Below are 15170 nucleotides of genomic sequence, written 5' to 3'. Positions count from 1 at the left end.
GCTAGCCGATGTCCTTGAAGTCCCGGTTAAGATCGCGGGCGCGTCATGCTTCCACGCGTAGGTCCTCGGCCGGGGCCTGGCGCCGGGCGCGGCGCTGCTTCGCCAGGGTGTTGACCAGGATCTTCGCGGTAGTGAGCAACGCGGCCGCGTCCTGGCTTTCGCGTGCCAGGCGGATGCGGTCGCCACGGCGTTCCAGCGGCGCCTCCACCTCCGGCATCCGGCCCCGGAAGCGGGCGGTGGCCGCGCTGGGCCCGGCCTTCAGCTCCGCAATGCCGAGGCGCCGGCAGCCGATGCGCAGCCGCGCCAGGGCCAGCAGGCTGGCGACCTCTTCCGGCGGGGTGCCGAAGCGGTCGTCCACCTCTTCCGCGAAGTCGCCCAGCGCGATGGCATCGCCCCGGCGCAGGATGGCGGCCAACCGGACATGCAGTTCCACCCGCGTCGCTTCCTCCTCCACGTAGCTGCGCGGGATGCCGGCGGGCACGGCCATGCACAGCGCCGGCGTCCAGTCTTCCCGCACCGCCTCGCCGCGGGCCTGGCAAAGCGCGCCCTGCAGCATGTGCTGGTAGAAGTCGAGGCCGATCAGCTTCATGTGCCCGGCCTGGGTTTCACCCAAAAGGTCGCCCGCGCCGCGCAGGTCCATGTCGCGCGCGCTGATGGCGAAGCCGGCGCCGATGCGGTCAAAGGCCTCCAGCGTCTTCAGGCGCTTGCGCGTCAGCTCGCTGGGCGGCTCCGCCGGGTCGGTCAGCAGCACGATGCTGCCCCGGGTGCGCCCGCGGCCGACGCGGCCGCGCAGCTGGTGCAACTGACCGATGCCGAAGCGGTCCGCGCGGTGCACCAGCATGGTGTTGGCGCGCGGCACGTCCAGCCCGGTTTCCACGATGTTGGTGGACAGCAGCACGTCGCCCTCGCCCTCGGCGAAGCGCACCAGGGCGCTGTCCACCTCGTCGGCCGGCAGCGCGCCATGCGCCTCGATGATGGAGAGCTCCGGCATTGCCTGCTGGATGCGCGCGCGCATATCGGGCAGGTCCTCGATGCGCGAGCAGACCACGAAGCTTTGCCCGCCGCGCCGCTTCTCGCGCGACAGCGACTGCCGCAGAACCGCATCGTCCATCGGCACGTGCACGGTGCGGATCGGCTGGCGCCGGCCCGGGGGCGTGGCGATGATGCTGAGATCCTCCAGCCCCACCAGCGCCGATTGCAGCGTGCGCGGGATCGGCGTCGCCGTCATGGCGAGGTGGTGCACGTCCTCGCCCATGCGGCGCAGCGCCGCCTTCTGCCGCGCACCGAAGCGCTGCTCCTCGTCCACAACCACGAGGCCGAGTCCGGCGAAGCGCACATCCTTGCCGGCTAGCGCCTGGGTGCCGACGACGATGTGCACGGTGCCGTCGGCGACCGCGGCCTTCACCGCCCTGGCCTCGGCGGCCGAGCACAGGCGGGACAACTGCTCAATGCGGATCGGCCGGCCGTCCAGCTTCATGCCGGCAAAGCGGCGGCGAAAGGTGTTGAGGTGCTGGCGCACCAGCACCGTGGTGGGCGCCAGAACCGCCACCTGCCGGCCGGCCAGGGCAGCTACGGCGGCGGCGCGCAGCGCCACTTCGGTCTTGCCGAAGCCGACATCGCCGCAGACCAGCCGGTTCATCGGGGTGCCGGAAGCGAGGTCGGCCAGCACGGCGTCGATGCCATCCGCCTGGTCCGGCGTCAGCGCATAGGGGAAGCGTGCGGCAAAGCGGTGGTAGGCGCGGGCGGGTGCGCGCAGCACGGGCGCGGTGCGCTGCGCGCGCTCCCGCGCCATGCGGCACAGGGCGCGGGCGGAGTCCGCCACCTGCGCTTCCACCTCGGCGCGCCGCCTGGGCCAGGAGGTGCCGCCCAGCCGGTCCAGCGTCACGCCCTCGGCTTCCGCGCCGTAGCGCCAGATGCGATCCATCTCGTCCAGCGGAACCAGCTGCTTGGTGCCGCCGGCGTATTCCAGCGCCAGGCAATCCATCGGCACGTCGGCCACCGTCACCGTTTCCACCCCGCGCAGCGCACCGAGCCCGTGGTCCAGGTGGATCACCGCGTCGCCCGGCTGCAGCACCGTGTCGCCCAGGCCAGGAATCTCGCGGCGAAAGGATTCATGCAGGCGCTGGCCGACGCGCACGTCGTCCGGCGCGACCACCACCGCCGCGCCGTCGGAGAAACCGGTGTCCAGCTGACCCCGCATCACGCCGAAGCTGCCGGGGGGCGCGGCCCGCACTGCCGCCCAATCGGCGAACTCCACGGCATCCAGCCCGGCGCGGTCGCGCGCCAGCCGCGCCAGCGCGCGGGTGCGCTGCCGGTCGTGGCCCGACAGGGCGACGCGGCGGCCGGCCTCCAGCTGCTCCGACAGAAAGGCCAGAAAAGCCTCCTCCGGCTCGCGCATGGCGACAAAGCTGGGGATGCTGCCTTGCGGGTCTTCGGGCGCCGCGTCCAGCACCGTGACCGCGCGGCCGGCTAACGCCTGTTCCCAGGCGGCATCGTCCAGATAAAGGCGCGCGGGTTCCGATGCCGGGCGCAGGTCGGACCCGGGCTGCGCGAAACTGAAGCGGGATCGGAATGCGTCGGCCACCTCGGCGCCGCGCTGCACGCGCAGCTCCTCCACCTCCGGGTCGGCCAGCACGGCGGCGCCGGGCAACAGGTCGAACACGGCGACCAGCGTGGGGTAGATGTCGGGCAGGGCATGCTCGATGCCCTGGGCGTGGTGCTCCGTCGCATCCTCGGGCCAGACCACCTCGGAGGCGGGGCCGAGCGTCACGCCGTCCTCGGGTTCGTCCACGCTGCGCTGGGTCAGCGGGTCATAGCGCCGGATCGATAGGATCCGGCCATCCTCGTGCTCGATGCGGCAAGGCAGCACGCCGTCGCCGGGGGGAAACACATCCAGCACGCTGCCGTGCAGCGCCGCCTCACCCGGCTCGTCCACCCGGTCGTCCAGCATGTAGCCGAGCTGCGCCAGGCGGCGCGCCGCCGCCGCCTCGTCAAAGGCGTCGCCAGTGCGGAACCTCAGTTCCGCCAGCGCCCCGGGCGGCGGCAGGCGCTGGGTCGCGGCCTCGATGCCGGCGAACAGCAGGACCGGCTCGTCCGTGCCAGCCGACAGGGCCCGCAGCGCGGCCATGCGCAGTCCCATGCTTTGCCGCGAAGGCGAGCCGCGGTCGTAGGGCAGGCAGTCCCAGCCCGGAAGCAGGACCACGCGGAGCCTGGGGGCCAGGGCGGCGGCGGCACGGGCCAGGCGGCCGGCACGGGCCTCGCTGCGGGCCAGGAACACCATGCCGCCGGACCGCGAAACGCATTCGGTCAGCTGCGCGGCCAGAAGGCCCTCCGGTTCTGCCACCCACGCTGCCATGCTTCATCGCTCCCGATCGACGTTGCGGGTGAAACGCACCAAAACGGCGAAGGGTGGCATGGTGGCTTTTGCCGCCGGCCCCGCGCCGACGACGGGTTGTCGGCAGGCAGATCGGCCATATCTGCCTTCCCTGGTACTGATGGCAGGGGGCGGGATTGGCGAGGATCGAGGCGGAGCGAATCCGCGTACTGCATGAGGCGGAGCCGCGCGACGGGGCCGACTACGTGTTGTGCCTGCTGCAGCAGGCGAACCGGTCGCGGTGCAACCCGGCGCTGGAGCTGGCGGTGGAGGAGGCGAACCGCCTGGGCCTGCCGGTGGTCGCCTGTTTCGGGTTGCTCGACGGCTCCAACGGCTTTCCCGAAGCCAATGCCCGCCACTACGCCTTTCTGCTGGAAGGGCTGGCGGATGCCGCCGCGGGGCTGGCCAAGCGGGGCATCGCATTCGTGGCACGCAAGGGTTCGCCGGCCGAGGTGGCCATCGACTTGTCCAAGCGCGCCGCGCTGCTGGTGCTGGACCGCGGCTACCTGGCCATCCAGAAGCAGTGGTACGCGGAGATCCTGAAGAGCGCCAAGCTGCGCGTGGTGCAGGTGGAAGGCGACGTGGTGGTGCCGGTGGAGGTCGCGTCCGACAAGCACGAGCACGCGGCCCGCACCCTGCGCCCCAAGATCGGCCGCCGCATGGCCGACTTCCTGCACGACATCAGCCCCGTGAAGGTGAAGCATAGCGCGGCAGGATTGTCGCTCAAGGGCATGGACATGTCCGACCCGGCGGCGGTGCTGGCGGGCATGACGCTGGACCGCGATGTTTCCCCGGTGCGGCGCTTCCGCGGTGGAGAAACGGAGGCGCGCCGGCTGTTGAAGGCCTATCTCGCCGGTCCGTTCCGCAACTACGGCGCCGAGCGCGGCAAGCCCGAGGCCGGCGCCGCGTCGCACATGAGCCCCTACCTGCATTTCGGCCAGATCTCGCCGGTGGAGATCGTGCTGGCCGTGCAGGCCGCGAAGGGTGGCAAGGACGAGGACCGCACCGCCTTTATCGAGGAAGTGGTGGTGCGCCGCGAGCTGGCGATGAACCACGTGCACTATACCGAGGGTTACGACCGCTACGACAAGGCTGTCCCCGCCTGGGCGCGCGGGGCGCTGCAGGAGCACGCCAAGGACAAGCGCCCGCACCGCTACAGCGACGAGGAGCTGTGCGAAGGCAAGACGCACGACCACTACTGGAACGTGTCGATGGCCGAGATGCGGGAAACCGGATACATGCATAACCACCTGCGCATGTACTGGGGCAAGAAGATCCTGGAATGGTCGGATACGCCGGAGCAGGGCTTCGAGCGTACGCTGCGCATCAACAACCGGTATTTCCTGGACGGGCGGGACGCCAATTCCTTCACCAACGTCGCCTGGGTCTACGGGCTGCACGACCGCCCCTGGGCGCGGCGGCCTGTCTTCGGCACCGTGCGCTACCAGAGCGAGAACTCGCTGCGCAAGATCGACGCCAAGGCCTACGAGGCGTCGGTGGAGAAGCTGTGCGCGGCGGAGCGTGACGGCGAGTCCGACCCGGCCGCGGAAGCGCGCACGAAGTCGATGAAGGCGCGCAGCGGCGCCGGCACCAGGCGCCGCCCCGGGTAATACAGGAAAGGGCCGGAAAAGCACGGCCACCAGGGCTCCAGCACCGGCTCCAGCGCGCCGCTGTCGAGGTGCGGGCGCAGCCAGTCCTCGAACAGCGCGACGACGCCGGTGCCGGCGATGGCGGCCTCCACGGCCAGGTCCGTTGCCGCGCCGGCGTTGACCAGCAGCGGCCCGGCCGGGTCCACGCGCACCACCTCGCCGTCGCGCTCGAATTCCCACACGGGCATGGCGCCGCTGCTGAAGCGGCTGCGCAGGCAGGCATGGCCCAGCAGGTCGCGCGGGTGGGCGGGCCGGCCGTGGCGGTGCAGGTAGGCGGGCGATGCCGCGGTGGCGAAGCGCTGCAGGCGCGGCCCGATGGGCACCGCGATCATGTCCTGCTCCAGGCGCTCGTCGTAGCGGATGCCGGCGTCGCAGCCGGCGGCCAGCACATCCACGAAGCTGTCTTCCGCGATCACCTCCAGGCGGATCTCGGGAAAGGCGGACAGGAACGGCGGCACGATCCGGGGCAGCACCAGCCGGGCCGCGCTGACCGGCACGTTCAGCCGCAGCGTGCCCGCCGGCCGGTCGCGGAACCCATTGACCACGTCCATCGCCGCCGCCACCTCGCCCAGCGCCGGGCCGAGCCGCTCCAGCAGCCGCGCGCCGGCTTCCGTGGGCGCGACGCTGCGCGTGGTCCGGTGCAGCAGCCGCACGCCAAGCCGGGTTTCCAGCCGGCGCACCGCCTCGCTCAGCCCCGAGGCGCTGGCGCCCGCCGCGCGCGCCGCCTCGCGGAAGCCGCCGGCGCGGGCGACCGCGAGAAAGGCCTGGAGGTCGCCAAGGTCAGCCTGCATTGTTCGCCATTCCGCACGGGGCGTGCCGATTCTGCCCCGTTATCGCGCGCCGGGACAGGGCCTAGCTTCACGGCACCCACAGGAGAAACCCATGACCCTGCTCAGCAAGGCCGGCCGCTTCACGCTCGGCGGCCGCGACGTCAGCCGGCTCGGCTTCGGCGCCATGCAACTCGCCGGCCCCGGCGTATTCGGCCCGCCGCGAAACCGCGACGCGGCGATCGCCGTGCTGCGGGCGGCGGTGGAAGGCGGCGTGGACCACATCGACACCAGCGACTTCTACGGCCCGCACGTCACCAACCAGCTGATCCGCGAGGCGCTGGCGCCGTATCCCGCCGGGCTCACCCTGGTCACCAAGATCGGCGCGCGGCGGGACGACAAGGGTGCCTGGCTGCCGGCCTTCTCGCGCGAGGAGCTGACAAAGGCAGTGCACGACAACCTGCGCAACCTGGGCCTGGACGTGCTGGAGGTGGTCAACCTGCGCAGCATGTTCAGCGTGCACGGCCCGGCCGAGGGGTCGCTGGAAGCGCCGCTGTCCGTGCTGGCCGAGCTGCAGCGGCAGGGGCTGGTGCGCCACATCGGGCTCAGCAACGTCACGCCCGCGCAGGTCGCGGAAGGACGCCGCATCTGCGAGATCGCCTGCGTGCAGAACCAGTACAACCTGGCGCATCGCGGCGACGACGCGTTGATCGACGAATTGGCCCGTGACGGCATCCCCTTCGTGCCGTTCTTTCCGCTGGGCGGCTTCAGCCCGCTGCAATCCTCGGCGCTGACCGGCGTGGCGGCGCGGCTGGGCGCCACGCCCATGCAGGTGGCCCTGGCCTGGCTGCTGCGGCGCGCGCCGAACATCCTGCTGATCCCCGGCACCTCCTCCGTCGCGCATCTGCGGGAAAACCTCGCGGCGGCGGAACTGCACCTGCCGGAGGACGCGGTGGCGGCGCTGGATGGGATCGGCGCGGCCTGATACGGGCCGGGAGGGGCGCCGACCCTTCCCGGCTATCAGCGAAAGCCGTTACTTCTTCTCGATGTTCCAGAACACCATGACCGGGGCGTTCAGCACGCCGGACACGTTGGCGCGGCGGGCATAGGGCTGGTCGTATTGCCCCAGCACGCGGTAGGGCTGCACCTCCGCCAGCCGGCGGTGCAGCGCTGCCGTCGCGGCCTGCCGCGCGGCCTCGTCCGGCGCGTCCACCACGGCGCCGCGCAGGCGCTCGGCTTCCCCGTCGCAGGGCCAGCCGGACCAGGCGCGGTCGCAGCCCATGTTGGTGCCGATGTTGGTGACGGGCGACTGCATGGTGGCGCCCGAGGCGGTGGTGACGAACAGGTTCCAGCCGCCCTCCGACACCGGGCCCCGGTTGGCCTGCCGCGTGGTCACGGTGCCCCAGTCGGCGAACTGCAGGTCCACGTTCATGCCGATCCTGCGGAGCGATTCCGCCGCGACCTCCGCCATGCGGCCGATCGGCGCGATGTCGTAGGAGGAGTTCAGCACCACCCGCTCGCCCTTGTAGCCGCTTTCGGCCAGCAGCCGGCGGGCGCGGTCCAGGTCGGGCGCCGCATAGGGCTCGGCGCCGGCCTCGGTGCCGTTGGGGCTGCCGCACACGAAATACGACCCGCAGCGCTTCCACCACTGCTCGTCGCCGAAGCCTGCCGCCAGGAAGTCGCCCTGGTCGGTGGCGAGGGCCATCGCCAAACGGGCACGCGGGTCGTTGAACGGCGGGAACAGGTGGTTGGGCCGCAGCATGGCCTGGTTGGGCAGGCTGGCGTAGCGGTCCACCGCCACGCCGCGGGCGCGTGCCACCACGGGCAGCAGGTCCTGGCTGGGCTGTTCCCAGATGTCGATCTCGCCTGCCTGCAATGCCGCCGCGGCTGTCGCCGGGTCCGGCATGATGGTCCATTCCACGCGGTCCAGCTTCACCACGCGGCCGCCGGCCAGCCCGTCCGCCGGCTCGGCACGCGGGCGGTAGTCGGGGTTGCGGTCGTAGACGACGCGCGCGCCGCTGCGCCATTCCTCGCGGTTGAAGCGGAAGGGACCGCTGCCGATGGTGGTCGTCACCGGCCGCATCGGGTCGGTGGCGGCGTCGCTTTCGCGCATGATCACCGGGATCTGCCCGACGGCGGAGCCGAGCGCGAAGGGCACCAGCCCCATCGGCCTGTTCAGCCGCAGCACGAAGCTGCGCGCATCCACCACCTCCAGCCCGGCCGCGTATTCCGCCAGCTTGCCGCCCACCGTGTCCCGCGCCATCCAGCGCTTCAGGGAGGCGACCACGTCGCGGCTGGTCACCGGCTGGCCGTCATGGAACAGCAGGCCCGGGCGCAGCGTGAAGGTCCAGGACAGCCCGTCCGGCGCGGTGGAAAAGCTGTCCACCATCTGCGGGTGCGGCTGCAGCTTGGAATCCCAGGCGAACAGCGTCTCGTAGATCATCAGCCCGTGCATGCGGGTGATGACGATGGAGGCGAAGACCGGGTCCAGCGTGCGCAGGTCGGCATGCGGCGCCACGCGCAGCACGCGGTCGGGCGGCAGATCCTGGGCCTGCGGCGATGCCAGGGGGATCAGGCCCAGCAGGGCGAGGGCGAGGCGGAAGCGCGTCATGAGACCTCCGGTCCAAGGGGCAGGAAACGCAGCACCCGGGCGCGGTGCCCGGCCAGCCGCAGGGCACCGTCCGCGTCGCGCCACAGGCAGGGGCGGTGGCGCCACATGGCATGCGCCAGCGATGCCAGGGCACGGCCGCCGGGCAGGGGGGTAAGCACCGTCTCCGCGCCCAGGCCGCCGGCCCAGGGCAGGCGCGCGGTGCCGTCGGGGCGCACCAGCAGCTCGGCGCCCGATGCCGGCTCCCGCCAGCGGCCGGCGAGCCCCGGGTCCAGCGCCAGCCCGGGCGGCACGGGCAGCAGCCGCCGCGCGGCGCCGCCGACATGGCCTTCCAGCGCGCCATCCGCCATGGGCCGCAGCCGGATGTCGAGATAAGCGGGCAGCGAGCGGAAGCCGCCCGCGCCATCTTCCACCAAGGCCTCGTGCCCGCCCATGAAGCCGATGGCGCCGGGCAGCAGCTCGGCCCAGAAGGGACCTTCCGCCGTGGCAAACAGCCCGGTGGGGTTGCCGGCAGGGCGCGGCATCGGCTGGCCCAGCAGGGCGGCCATTACCTGCAATGCGGGCCACAGGGCCTCCTCCTCGCGATTGCCGAGCAGCACCACGCCGGCGCCATGCTCCGGTGCCAGGATCAGGTGGTTGCGGTAGCCGGGCAGGGAGCCGCCATGGGTCAGCAGCGGCGCGTCGCCCAGGCTGGTGCTGACCAGCCCCAGCCGATAGGCGCTGGGCGTGCCATCGGCGAAGAAGCGGGGCGCCGACAGCCGGTCCAGCATGCCCGCCAGCGGACCTTGCCCCGCCAGCAGCGCCGCCGCCCAGCGCGCCAGCGTGGCCGCGCTGCCCGCCAGCCCGCCGGAGGCGGAGAAATGCAGGCCGTAGCGTCCGCGCCGCAGCGTGGCGCCGTCCCGCCAGTAGCCGGTGGCCAGGCCAGGCACGGGTTCGGCCTCGTCCAGCGGCAAGGTGATGTCCAGCGCCAGCGGGGCGGTCAGCCGGCGCCTCAAGGCCTCGGCATATTCGACGCCGCGCTGCGCCGGCAGCACCATCTGCGCCAGCCGCCAGCCGGTGTTGGAATAGGCCATCTCCGTGCCCGGCGGCGCGTTGGTGCCGGAAAGGCGCCGCAGCGCGGCCAGCACCTCGGCGGCGGACAGGCTGGCGGTGAAGGGCACGCCCTGCTGCCACAGCACCTCCATCATGTCCGGCAGCGCGCCGGTCATGTCCAGCGCCCGCCCCAGCGGCACCGCGCCGATCGGCCCGGGCAGCCCGTCCAGCAGCACGCCGAGCGGGGCGCGCAGCTCGATCTCCTCCAGCAGCAGTGTCGCGGCCAGCAGGTGCTTGCTGATGGAGGCATAGCGGCTGGGCGTGTCGGGCGTGAAGGGCAGGGCATGCTCGACGCTCGCCAGCCCGCCGGCGGCGGTGGCGCGCGGCCCGGCCACGTCGAACAGCACGATGGCGCCGCCCGGCCCGCCCGCCCAGCTGGCGGCGATCTCCTCCGCGACAGCGGCGGCCCCGTTCCAGTCCAGGATCGGCATGCGGTCCTCACAGTCGTTCCGTGGCGGCAAGCATGACACCGGAGAACGGCCGGCTTGGCTAGAGCGGCCGGCCCGCCGATCACGCCGTGTTGGCGGCCGCCGGCATTTCGCGCCCGAAGCCGCCGACCTATACAAGGCCCCCCGCGCCGCCCGGAGAACCGCCATGTCCCAGCCCCCCGCCGCCACCATCCCGTTTCTGGACGATGCCCTGGGCGGGATCGAGGAGCGCATGGAACAGGCCGTGGCCGACACCGCCGCGCGGCTGCGCGCCCTGCGCGGCGTGCTGGCCGAGCAAAGCCGGCGGCTGGACGCGGCGGAGCGGCAGTCGGCCGCGCTGGAACGGCAGCTGGCCGTGGCCGAGGCGAAGCTGGCGGTGGAGTCGATGCACGCCGCCGGGCTGGCCGCCCAGGCCTCGCACCTGATGGCCCTGGCGCTGGAAGCGGGCGTGCCGGCGCTGGACGAGGCGCAAGGCGGCCCGCTGGCCGGGGTCTATGACGCGGCCTTCGATGCCCGGGCGGCGGAGCTGGGCATCGAGGACCCGGTGCGCTTCCGCGCTGTCTAGGCGCCGAAGTCGAAGGTCATCTGCGGCGACGCCGCGCCGGGCTCCTCGAAGTTCGACACCGTGACGCCGAGCAGCCGCACCTTCTTGGGCAGTGGAAGCACCGTCCGCGCCAACTCCGCCGCCGCGCCCAGCAGGGCGGCGCGGCTGTTCACCGGCTCGGGCGAGGAGCGGCTGCGGGTGATCTGCTGGAAGTCGGCGAACTTCACCTTCAGCGTCACGGTGCGGCCAAAGGCCTGCTGCCCGGCGCACCAGTCCCAGACCTCCGCCGCCAGCGCCTCCACCCCCGCCAGCACGCCGTCCGCATCCGCCAGGTCGTGGCCGTAGGTGGTTTCCGAGCCGGACGACTTGCGCGGGGGGTCCGGCACCACGGGGCGGGCGTCCTCGCCGCGCGAGATGGCGTGGAAATGCGCGCCCGCCTTGCCGAAATGCGCCTGCAGAAAGGCCAGCGACTGCGCGCGCAGGTCCTGCCCGGTGCGGATGCCGAGGCCGTTCATGCGCGCCGCCGTGGCCGGGCCGATGCCGTGAAAGCGCCCCACCTCCAGCCCTGCCACGAAGTCCGGCCCCATCTCCGGCGTGATCACGAACTGGCCGTCCGGCTTGCGGTGGTCCGATGCCAGCTTGGCCAGAAAGCGGTTGTAGCTGATGCCGGCCGAGGCGGTCAGCGCCGTGTCCTCCCGGATGCGGGCGCGGATCTCGCGCGCGATGCGGCTGGCCAGCGGCTCGCCCTTCAGGTTGTCCGTGACGTCCAGATAGGCCTCGTCCAGCGACAGCGGCTCCACCAGCGGCGTGTAGTCCAGGAAGATGGCGCGGATCTGCCGTGATACGGCGCGGTAGCGCTCAAAGCGCGGCGGCACGAACAGCAGCTCGGGGCACAGCCGCAGCGCGGTGCGCGACGGCATGGCGGAGCGCACGCCGAAGCGCCGTGCCTCGTAGCTCGCCGCCGCCACCACGCCCCGATCGCGCGAGCCGCCCACCGCCAGCGGGCGGCCGCGCAGCGCCGGGTCGTCGCGCTGCTCGACCGAGGCGTAGAAGGCGTCCATGTCGATGTGGATGATCTTGCGGACTGGCGGCGTCACGACGGTGCAATGCGGTTCGACCTGCGGCGGTTGTAGCGCGGCCGCGCCGCCCGCCCCAGGGCCAGCGCGGGGTGACGCGCCATGCCGCCGCCGGTAGGCTTGCCGCACCGTCCCATCCACAGGAAATACCATGAACCGCTTCGTGCTTCCCGCCAGCCTCGCCCTGCTGTGCGCCGCCCTGCCGGCCTGGGCGCAGGCACCCGCCCCGCCCGCGCGCCCCGTCACGGTGTGGACCGAGATCGACCAGCCGATGAGCGCGCTGCTGAACGGTGGCCACCGCATCGTCGCCGCCATGGGGCCGAGCTTCACGCTGGAAAAGGGCGGCAAGTACGTGGTGTGCGAGATCCGTCCCGCCGGCGGCATGAGCAGCCGGCGCGAAACCACCTCGGAATGCCATGGCGTGAACTGAGGGGATGCGCGGCCGGCGCTTGTGCGCCGGCCGCGCATCCGTTACCCCTCGCGATGCCGGTTTCCGAAAGGAACTAACAGGGAATCCGTCGCGGCCTTTGCCGGCCGCCAAACGGAACTGCCCCCGCAACTGTAGGCGGCGAGCCCGATCCGAACACGCCACTGGGAGCCATCCCGGGAAGGCCGGATGGGGCGCTGACCCGCCAGTCAGGAGACCTGCCGGCTTGTGCAACTGACCCATCCGGCGGGGTGTCCGGGGAGGAATGTCGATGTTTGAACCGTCACGCCATGCGCGGCGGCCCGCGCCGCCGCGCGCAGGTGCCACGCTCCCGCAACAGGGGGCATGCGCATGATGCGCCGCTGCCTCGCCCTGGCCGCCATCGGCCTCGGGCTGTCGCTGTCCGCCGCCACGGCGCAGCCGACCCGCTATCCGCTGCTGATCGAGAACTGCGGCCAGTCGCTGCGCTTCGACGCCGCGCCGGACCGCGCCGTGACCATCGGCCAGTCGGTGACCGAGGTGCTCTACGCGCTCGGCGCCGGGGACCGCATGGCCGGCACCGCGCTGTGGTTCAACGAGGTGCTGCCCGAGTTCCGCGAGCAGAACGCGCGCGTGCCGCGGCTGGACAACAACGCGCCCTCCTTTGAATCCGTGATCGGCAAGCGCCCCGGGCTGGTGGCCACGCAGTTCGAATGGATGGTCGGGCCGCAGGGCGTGGTCGGGACCCGCCCGCAGTTCCACGAGCTCGGCGTGCCCACCTACGTCATGCCCCCCGACTGCGAGGGCAAGAACAACCTGGTGGGCGCCGACGGCACCCGCACCGCCGCCTTCAGCACGGAATCGCTATACAAGGGCATCACGGAACTGGCCGCGGTGTTCGACCGCCAGGACCGGGGCGCCGCGCTGGTGGCGGATCTGCGCGCGCGGGAAGCGGCGGCGGTGGCGCGTGCCCGGGCGCTGAACCTCAGCGATGCCTCGGCCGCCTTCTGGTTTTCCTCCGCCGACCTCGACCTCGATCCCTACATGGCCGGGCAGAAGGGCATCCCCGGCTACATGATGCGCACGCTCGGCCTGCGCAACGTGGTGCAGTCGGACGAGGAATGGCCCACCGTGGGGTGGGAAAGCATCGCGCGCGCCAACCCTTCCGTGCTGGTCATCGCGCGCATGGACCGCCGCCGCTTTCCGGCCGACGACGTGGAACGCAAGCTCGCCTTTCTGCGCGCCGACCCCGTGACGCGGGAGATGGAGGCGGTCAAGCACGGCCGCATCGTCATCATCGACGCCCACGCCATGCAGGCCACCCTCCGCCTGGTGGGCGGGCTGGAAGCCCTGACGGACGCGATGGCCCGGCTGGACCGGTGACGGCGGGCCCGCCACCCGCCGGCCTGCCGCGCGCGCTGGCCCGGCTGCTCGGCCGCGCGGCGCTGCATGCCGGCTGGATCTCGGCATTGCTGGCGGCGGCCATCCTGGCGGGCGTGTGCATCGGCGAAACGCCGATCCCGCCCGGCACGGTGCTGCAAACCCTGGCCAACAAGCTGTTCGGCGCCGGCTTCGCGCTGGACCGCATCGACCAGGGCATCGTGTGGAACTACCGGCTGACGCGCGCCATCGTCGCCGCCTGCTGCGGCGCGGGGCTGGCGGTTTCGGGCGTCATCCTGCAGTCGCTGCTGCGCAACGCGCTGGCCGACCCGTTCCTGCTGGGCATCTCGGCCGGCGCGTCCACGGGCGCCGTGCTGGTGACGGTGGCGGGCGTCGGCGCGGGGGCGGTGTCGCTGTCGCTCGGCGCCTTCGCCGGCTCGCTTTGCGCCTTTCTGCTGGTGGCGCTGCTGGCGCGTTTCTCAGGCGGCGGGGTGGGGCCGCGCGCGGCAGGGCAGATCGTGCTGGCGGGCATCGCCGGCTCGCAGCTGTTCAACGCCATCACCGCCTTCGTGATCACCCGCTCCGCCAGCGCCGAGCAGGCGCGTGGCATCCTGTTCTGGCTGCTGGGCAACCTCAGCGGCGCGCGCTGGGACAACGTGGTCTTCGCCGTGCCGGTGGCGCTGGCCGTCACCCTGGTCTGCCTGTGGCATGCCCGCGCGCTGGACGCCTTCACCTTCGGCACGGATTCCGCCATCGCGCTGGGCGTGCCGGTGCGGCAGGTGCAGGTGCTGCTGATCCTGTGCGCGTCCTTTGCCACGGCGGTGATGGTCAGCATCGTCGGCTCCATCGGCTTTGTGGGCCTCGTGGTGCCGCATGCGGCACGCTTTCTGGCGGGCGTGCGGCACGTGCGCCTGGTACCGGCGGCGGCGCTGACCGGCGCGCTGTTCCTGATCGCGGCCGACGTGGTGTCGCGCATCGCGGTCAAGGGGCAGGTGCTGCCGATCGGCGTGGTCACCGCGCTGGTCGGCGCGCCGGCCTTTGCGCTGATCCTGGTGCGGCGGCGGCCGGCCCGATGATCCTGTCCGCCGAGGCATTGCACTGGTCCGCGCGCGGCGTGCCCATCCTGCGCGACGTGTCGCTGGCCGTGGCGCAAGGCGAAACGCTGGGCCTGATCGGCCCCAACGGCTCCGGCAAGTCCACGCTGATGCGCCTGCTGGCTGGCGTGTTGCGACCGGATGCCGGCACCGTGCGCCTGGGCGGCCGCCCCATGGCGGCCATGCGGCGGCGCGAGGTGGCGCAGCTGCTGGCGCTGGTCGAGCAACAGGCCGAGACCGCCGACCGCGTGACGGTGCGCGACGCGGTGGAACTCGGCCGCACGCCCTGGCTGTCCATGCTGCGGCCCTGGTCGGCGGCCGACGACGCCATCGTCGCCGAGGCGCTGGCGGTGGTGGAGATGGCCGGATTCGCCGCGCGCGACTGGGCGACGCTGTCGGGCGGCGAGCGCCAGCGCGCACACATCGCGCGCGCCCTGGCGCAGCAGCCCCGCGTGCTGTTGCTGGACGAGCCGACCAACCACCTGGACATCCACCACCAGCTTTCCATCCTGCGGCTGGTGGAAACCCTGCCGGTGACCACCGTGGTCGCGCTGCACGACCTCAACCAGGCGCTGAACTGCGACCGGCTGGGCGTGATGCACCGGGGGCGGCTGGTGGCGCTGGGCCGGCCGTGGGAGGTGCTGACCACCGCGCTGCTGCGCGACGTCTTCGGCGTGCGCGCCGCCGTGCTGACCGACCCCACCGACGGCGCGCGCGTCATCCGCTTCCACGCCGCCGATTGAAAGGTCCTCG

11 protein-coding genes, 1 pseudogene and 1 riboswitch are annotated in these 15170 nt (G+C 72.6%); of the genes and pseudogenes, 7 read left to right on the top strand and 5 right to left on the bottom strand.

All coding sequences use genetic code 11. The annotated features are described in order from the left end of the window. Positions 1-43: 43 nt before the first annotated feature. The gene (locus tag IAI59_RS01500) at positions 44-3343 is read right to left on the bottom strand and encodes a DEAD/DEAH box helicase (protein WP_207443827.1); all 3300 of its coding nucleotides are present in this window, start codon (positions 3341-3343) and stop codon (positions 44-46) included. A 236-nt stretch (positions 3344-3579) separates the two neighbouring features. Between IAI59_RS01500 and IAI59_RS22935 the strand changes: the two are divergent. Further along, positions 3580-4044 (top strand): annotated as a pseudogene (locus tag IAI59_RS22935) (deoxyribodipyrimidine photo-lyase); the annotation flags it as partial. Between the two features lie 812 nt (positions 4045-4856). On the opposite strand, the gene IAI59_RS01495 reads toward IAI59_RS22935, so the two are convergent. After that, on the bottom strand, positions 4857-5813 hold the full coding sequence (locus IAI59_RS01495; protein ID WP_207419400.1) for a LysR family transcriptional regulator: 957 nt from the start codon (positions 5811-5813) through the stop codon (positions 4857-4859). A gap of 91 nt (positions 5814-5904) precedes the next feature. Here IAI59_RS01495 and IAI59_RS01490 point away from each other — a divergent pair, with 91 nt between their 5' ends. Continuing rightward, on the top strand, positions 5905-6774 hold the full coding sequence (locus IAI59_RS01490; protein ID WP_207419399.1) for an aldo/keto reductase family oxidoreductase: 870 nt from the start codon (positions 5905-5907) through the stop codon (positions 6772-6774). Positions 6775-6822: 48 nt separating this feature from the next. On the opposite strand, the gene IAI59_RS01485 is transcribed toward IAI59_RS01490, so the two are convergent. Continuing rightward, on the bottom strand, positions 6823-8400 hold the full coding sequence (locus tag IAI59_RS01485; RefSeq protein WP_207419398.1) for an ABC transporter substrate-binding protein: 1578 nt from the start codon (positions 8398-8400) through the stop codon (positions 6823-6825). After that, positions 8397-9920 (bottom strand): serine hydrolase domain-containing protein, encoded by a 1524-nt coding sequence (locus IAI59_RS01480; protein ID WP_207419397.1) that lies wholly within the window; start codon positions 9918-9920, stop codon positions 8397-8399. Before IAI59_RS01480 ends, IAI59_RS01485 begins: the two co-directional genes overlap by 4 nt. 163 nt (positions 9921-10083) lie before the next feature. Here IAI59_RS01480 and IAI59_RS01475 point away from each other — a divergent pair, with 163 nt between their 5' ends. After that, complete coding sequence (locus IAI59_RS01475) at positions 10084-10482, top strand: hypothetical protein (protein WP_207419396.1); 399 nt, start codon at positions 10084-10086, stop codon at positions 10480-10482. On the opposite strand, the gene dinB is transcribed toward IAI59_RS01475, so the two are convergent. Continuing rightward, the gene (gene dinB, locus IAI59_RS01470; RefSeq protein WP_272877393.1) at positions 10479-11558 is read right to left on the bottom strand and encodes a DNA polymerase IV; all 1080 of its coding nucleotides are present in this window, start codon (positions 11556-11558) and stop codon (positions 10479-10481) included. The genes IAI59_RS01475 and dinB overlap by 4 nt on opposite strands. Before the next feature lie 130 nt (positions 11559-11688). Between dinB and IAI59_RS01465 the strand changes: the two genes are divergently transcribed. The 4 genes from IAI59_RS01465 (at position 11689) to IAI59_RS01450 (ending at position 15160) form a co-directional block, all read left to right on the top strand. Further along, positions 11689-11967, top strand: coding sequence for a hypothetical protein (locus IAI59_RS01465; RefSeq protein ID WP_207419394.1), 279 nt, complete (start codon positions 11689-11691; stop codon positions 11965-11967). A 40-nt stretch (positions 11968-12007) separates the two neighbouring features. Then, positions 12008-12204: riboswitch (cobalamin riboswitch) on the top strand. Positions 12205-12315: 111 nt separating this feature from the next. After that, entirely contained in the window at positions 12316-13326 is a 1011-nt protein-coding gene (locus IAI59_RS01460) for an ABC transporter substrate-binding protein (RefSeq protein WP_207419393.1), read from the top strand. After that, positions 13323-14399, top strand: coding sequence for a FecCD family ABC transporter permease (locus IAI59_RS01455; RefSeq protein WP_408887628.1), 1077 nt, complete (start codon positions 13323-13325; stop codon positions 14397-14399). Before IAI59_RS01460 ends, IAI59_RS01455 begins: the two co-directional genes overlap by 4 nt. Continuing rightward, the gene (locus IAI59_RS01450) at positions 14396-15160 is read left to right on the top strand and encodes an ABC transporter ATP-binding protein (protein ID WP_207419392.1); all 765 of its coding nucleotides are present in this window, start codon (positions 14396-14398) and stop codon (positions 15158-15160) included. The genes IAI59_RS01455 and IAI59_RS01450 overlap by 4 nt, the downstream gene beginning before the upstream one ends. Positions 15161-15170: the final 10 nt, after the last annotated feature.

It is taken from the genome of Roseomonas haemaphysalidis, assembly GCF_017355405.1.
Classification (GTDB): Bacteria; Pseudomonadota; Alphaproteobacteria; order Acetobacterales; family Acetobacteraceae; genus Pseudoroseomonas; species Pseudoroseomonas haemaphysalidis.
The sequence above is the reverse complement of the archived record's forward strand: the minus strand, read 5'-3'. Positions and strand labels throughout refer to the sequence as shown.

What these genes read in the sequence shown, in the direction of transcription:
- IAI59_RS01490 (WP_207419399.1), top strand. Translation starts at nt 5,905, where the DNA reads ATGACCCTGCTCAGCAAGGCCGGCCGCTTCACGCTCGGCGGCCGCGAC.
- IAI59_RS01480 (WP_207419397.1), bottom strand. Translation starts at nt 9,920, where the DNA reads ATGCCGATCCTGGACTGGAACGGGGCCGCCGCTGTCGCGGAGGAGATC.
- IAI59_RS01475 (WP_207419396.1), top strand. Translation starts at nt 10,084, where the DNA reads ATGTCCCAGCCCCCCGCCGCCACCATCCCGTTTCTGGACGATGCCCTG.
- IAI59_RS01495 (WP_207419400.1), bottom strand. Translation starts at nt 5,813, where the DNA reads ATGCAGGCTGACCTTGGCGACCTCCAGGCCTTTCTCGCGGTCGCCCGC.
- IAI59_RS01485 (WP_207419398.1), bottom strand. Translation starts at nt 8,400, where the DNA reads ATGACGCGCTTCCGCCTCGCCCTCGCCCTGCTGGGCCTGATCCCCCTG.
- IAI59_RS01450 (WP_207419392.1), top strand. Translation starts at nt 14,396, where the DNA reads ATGATCCTGTCCGCCGAGGCATTGCACTGGTCCGCGCGCGGCGTGCCC.
- IAI59_RS01460 (WP_207419393.1), top strand. Translation starts at nt 12,316, where the DNA reads ATGATGCGCCGCTGCCTCGCCCTGGCCGCCATCGGCCTCGGGCTGTCG.
- IAI59_RS01465 (WP_207419394.1), top strand. Translation starts at nt 11,689, where the DNA reads ATGAACCGCTTCGTGCTTCCCGCCAGCCTCGCCCTGCTGTGCGCCGCC.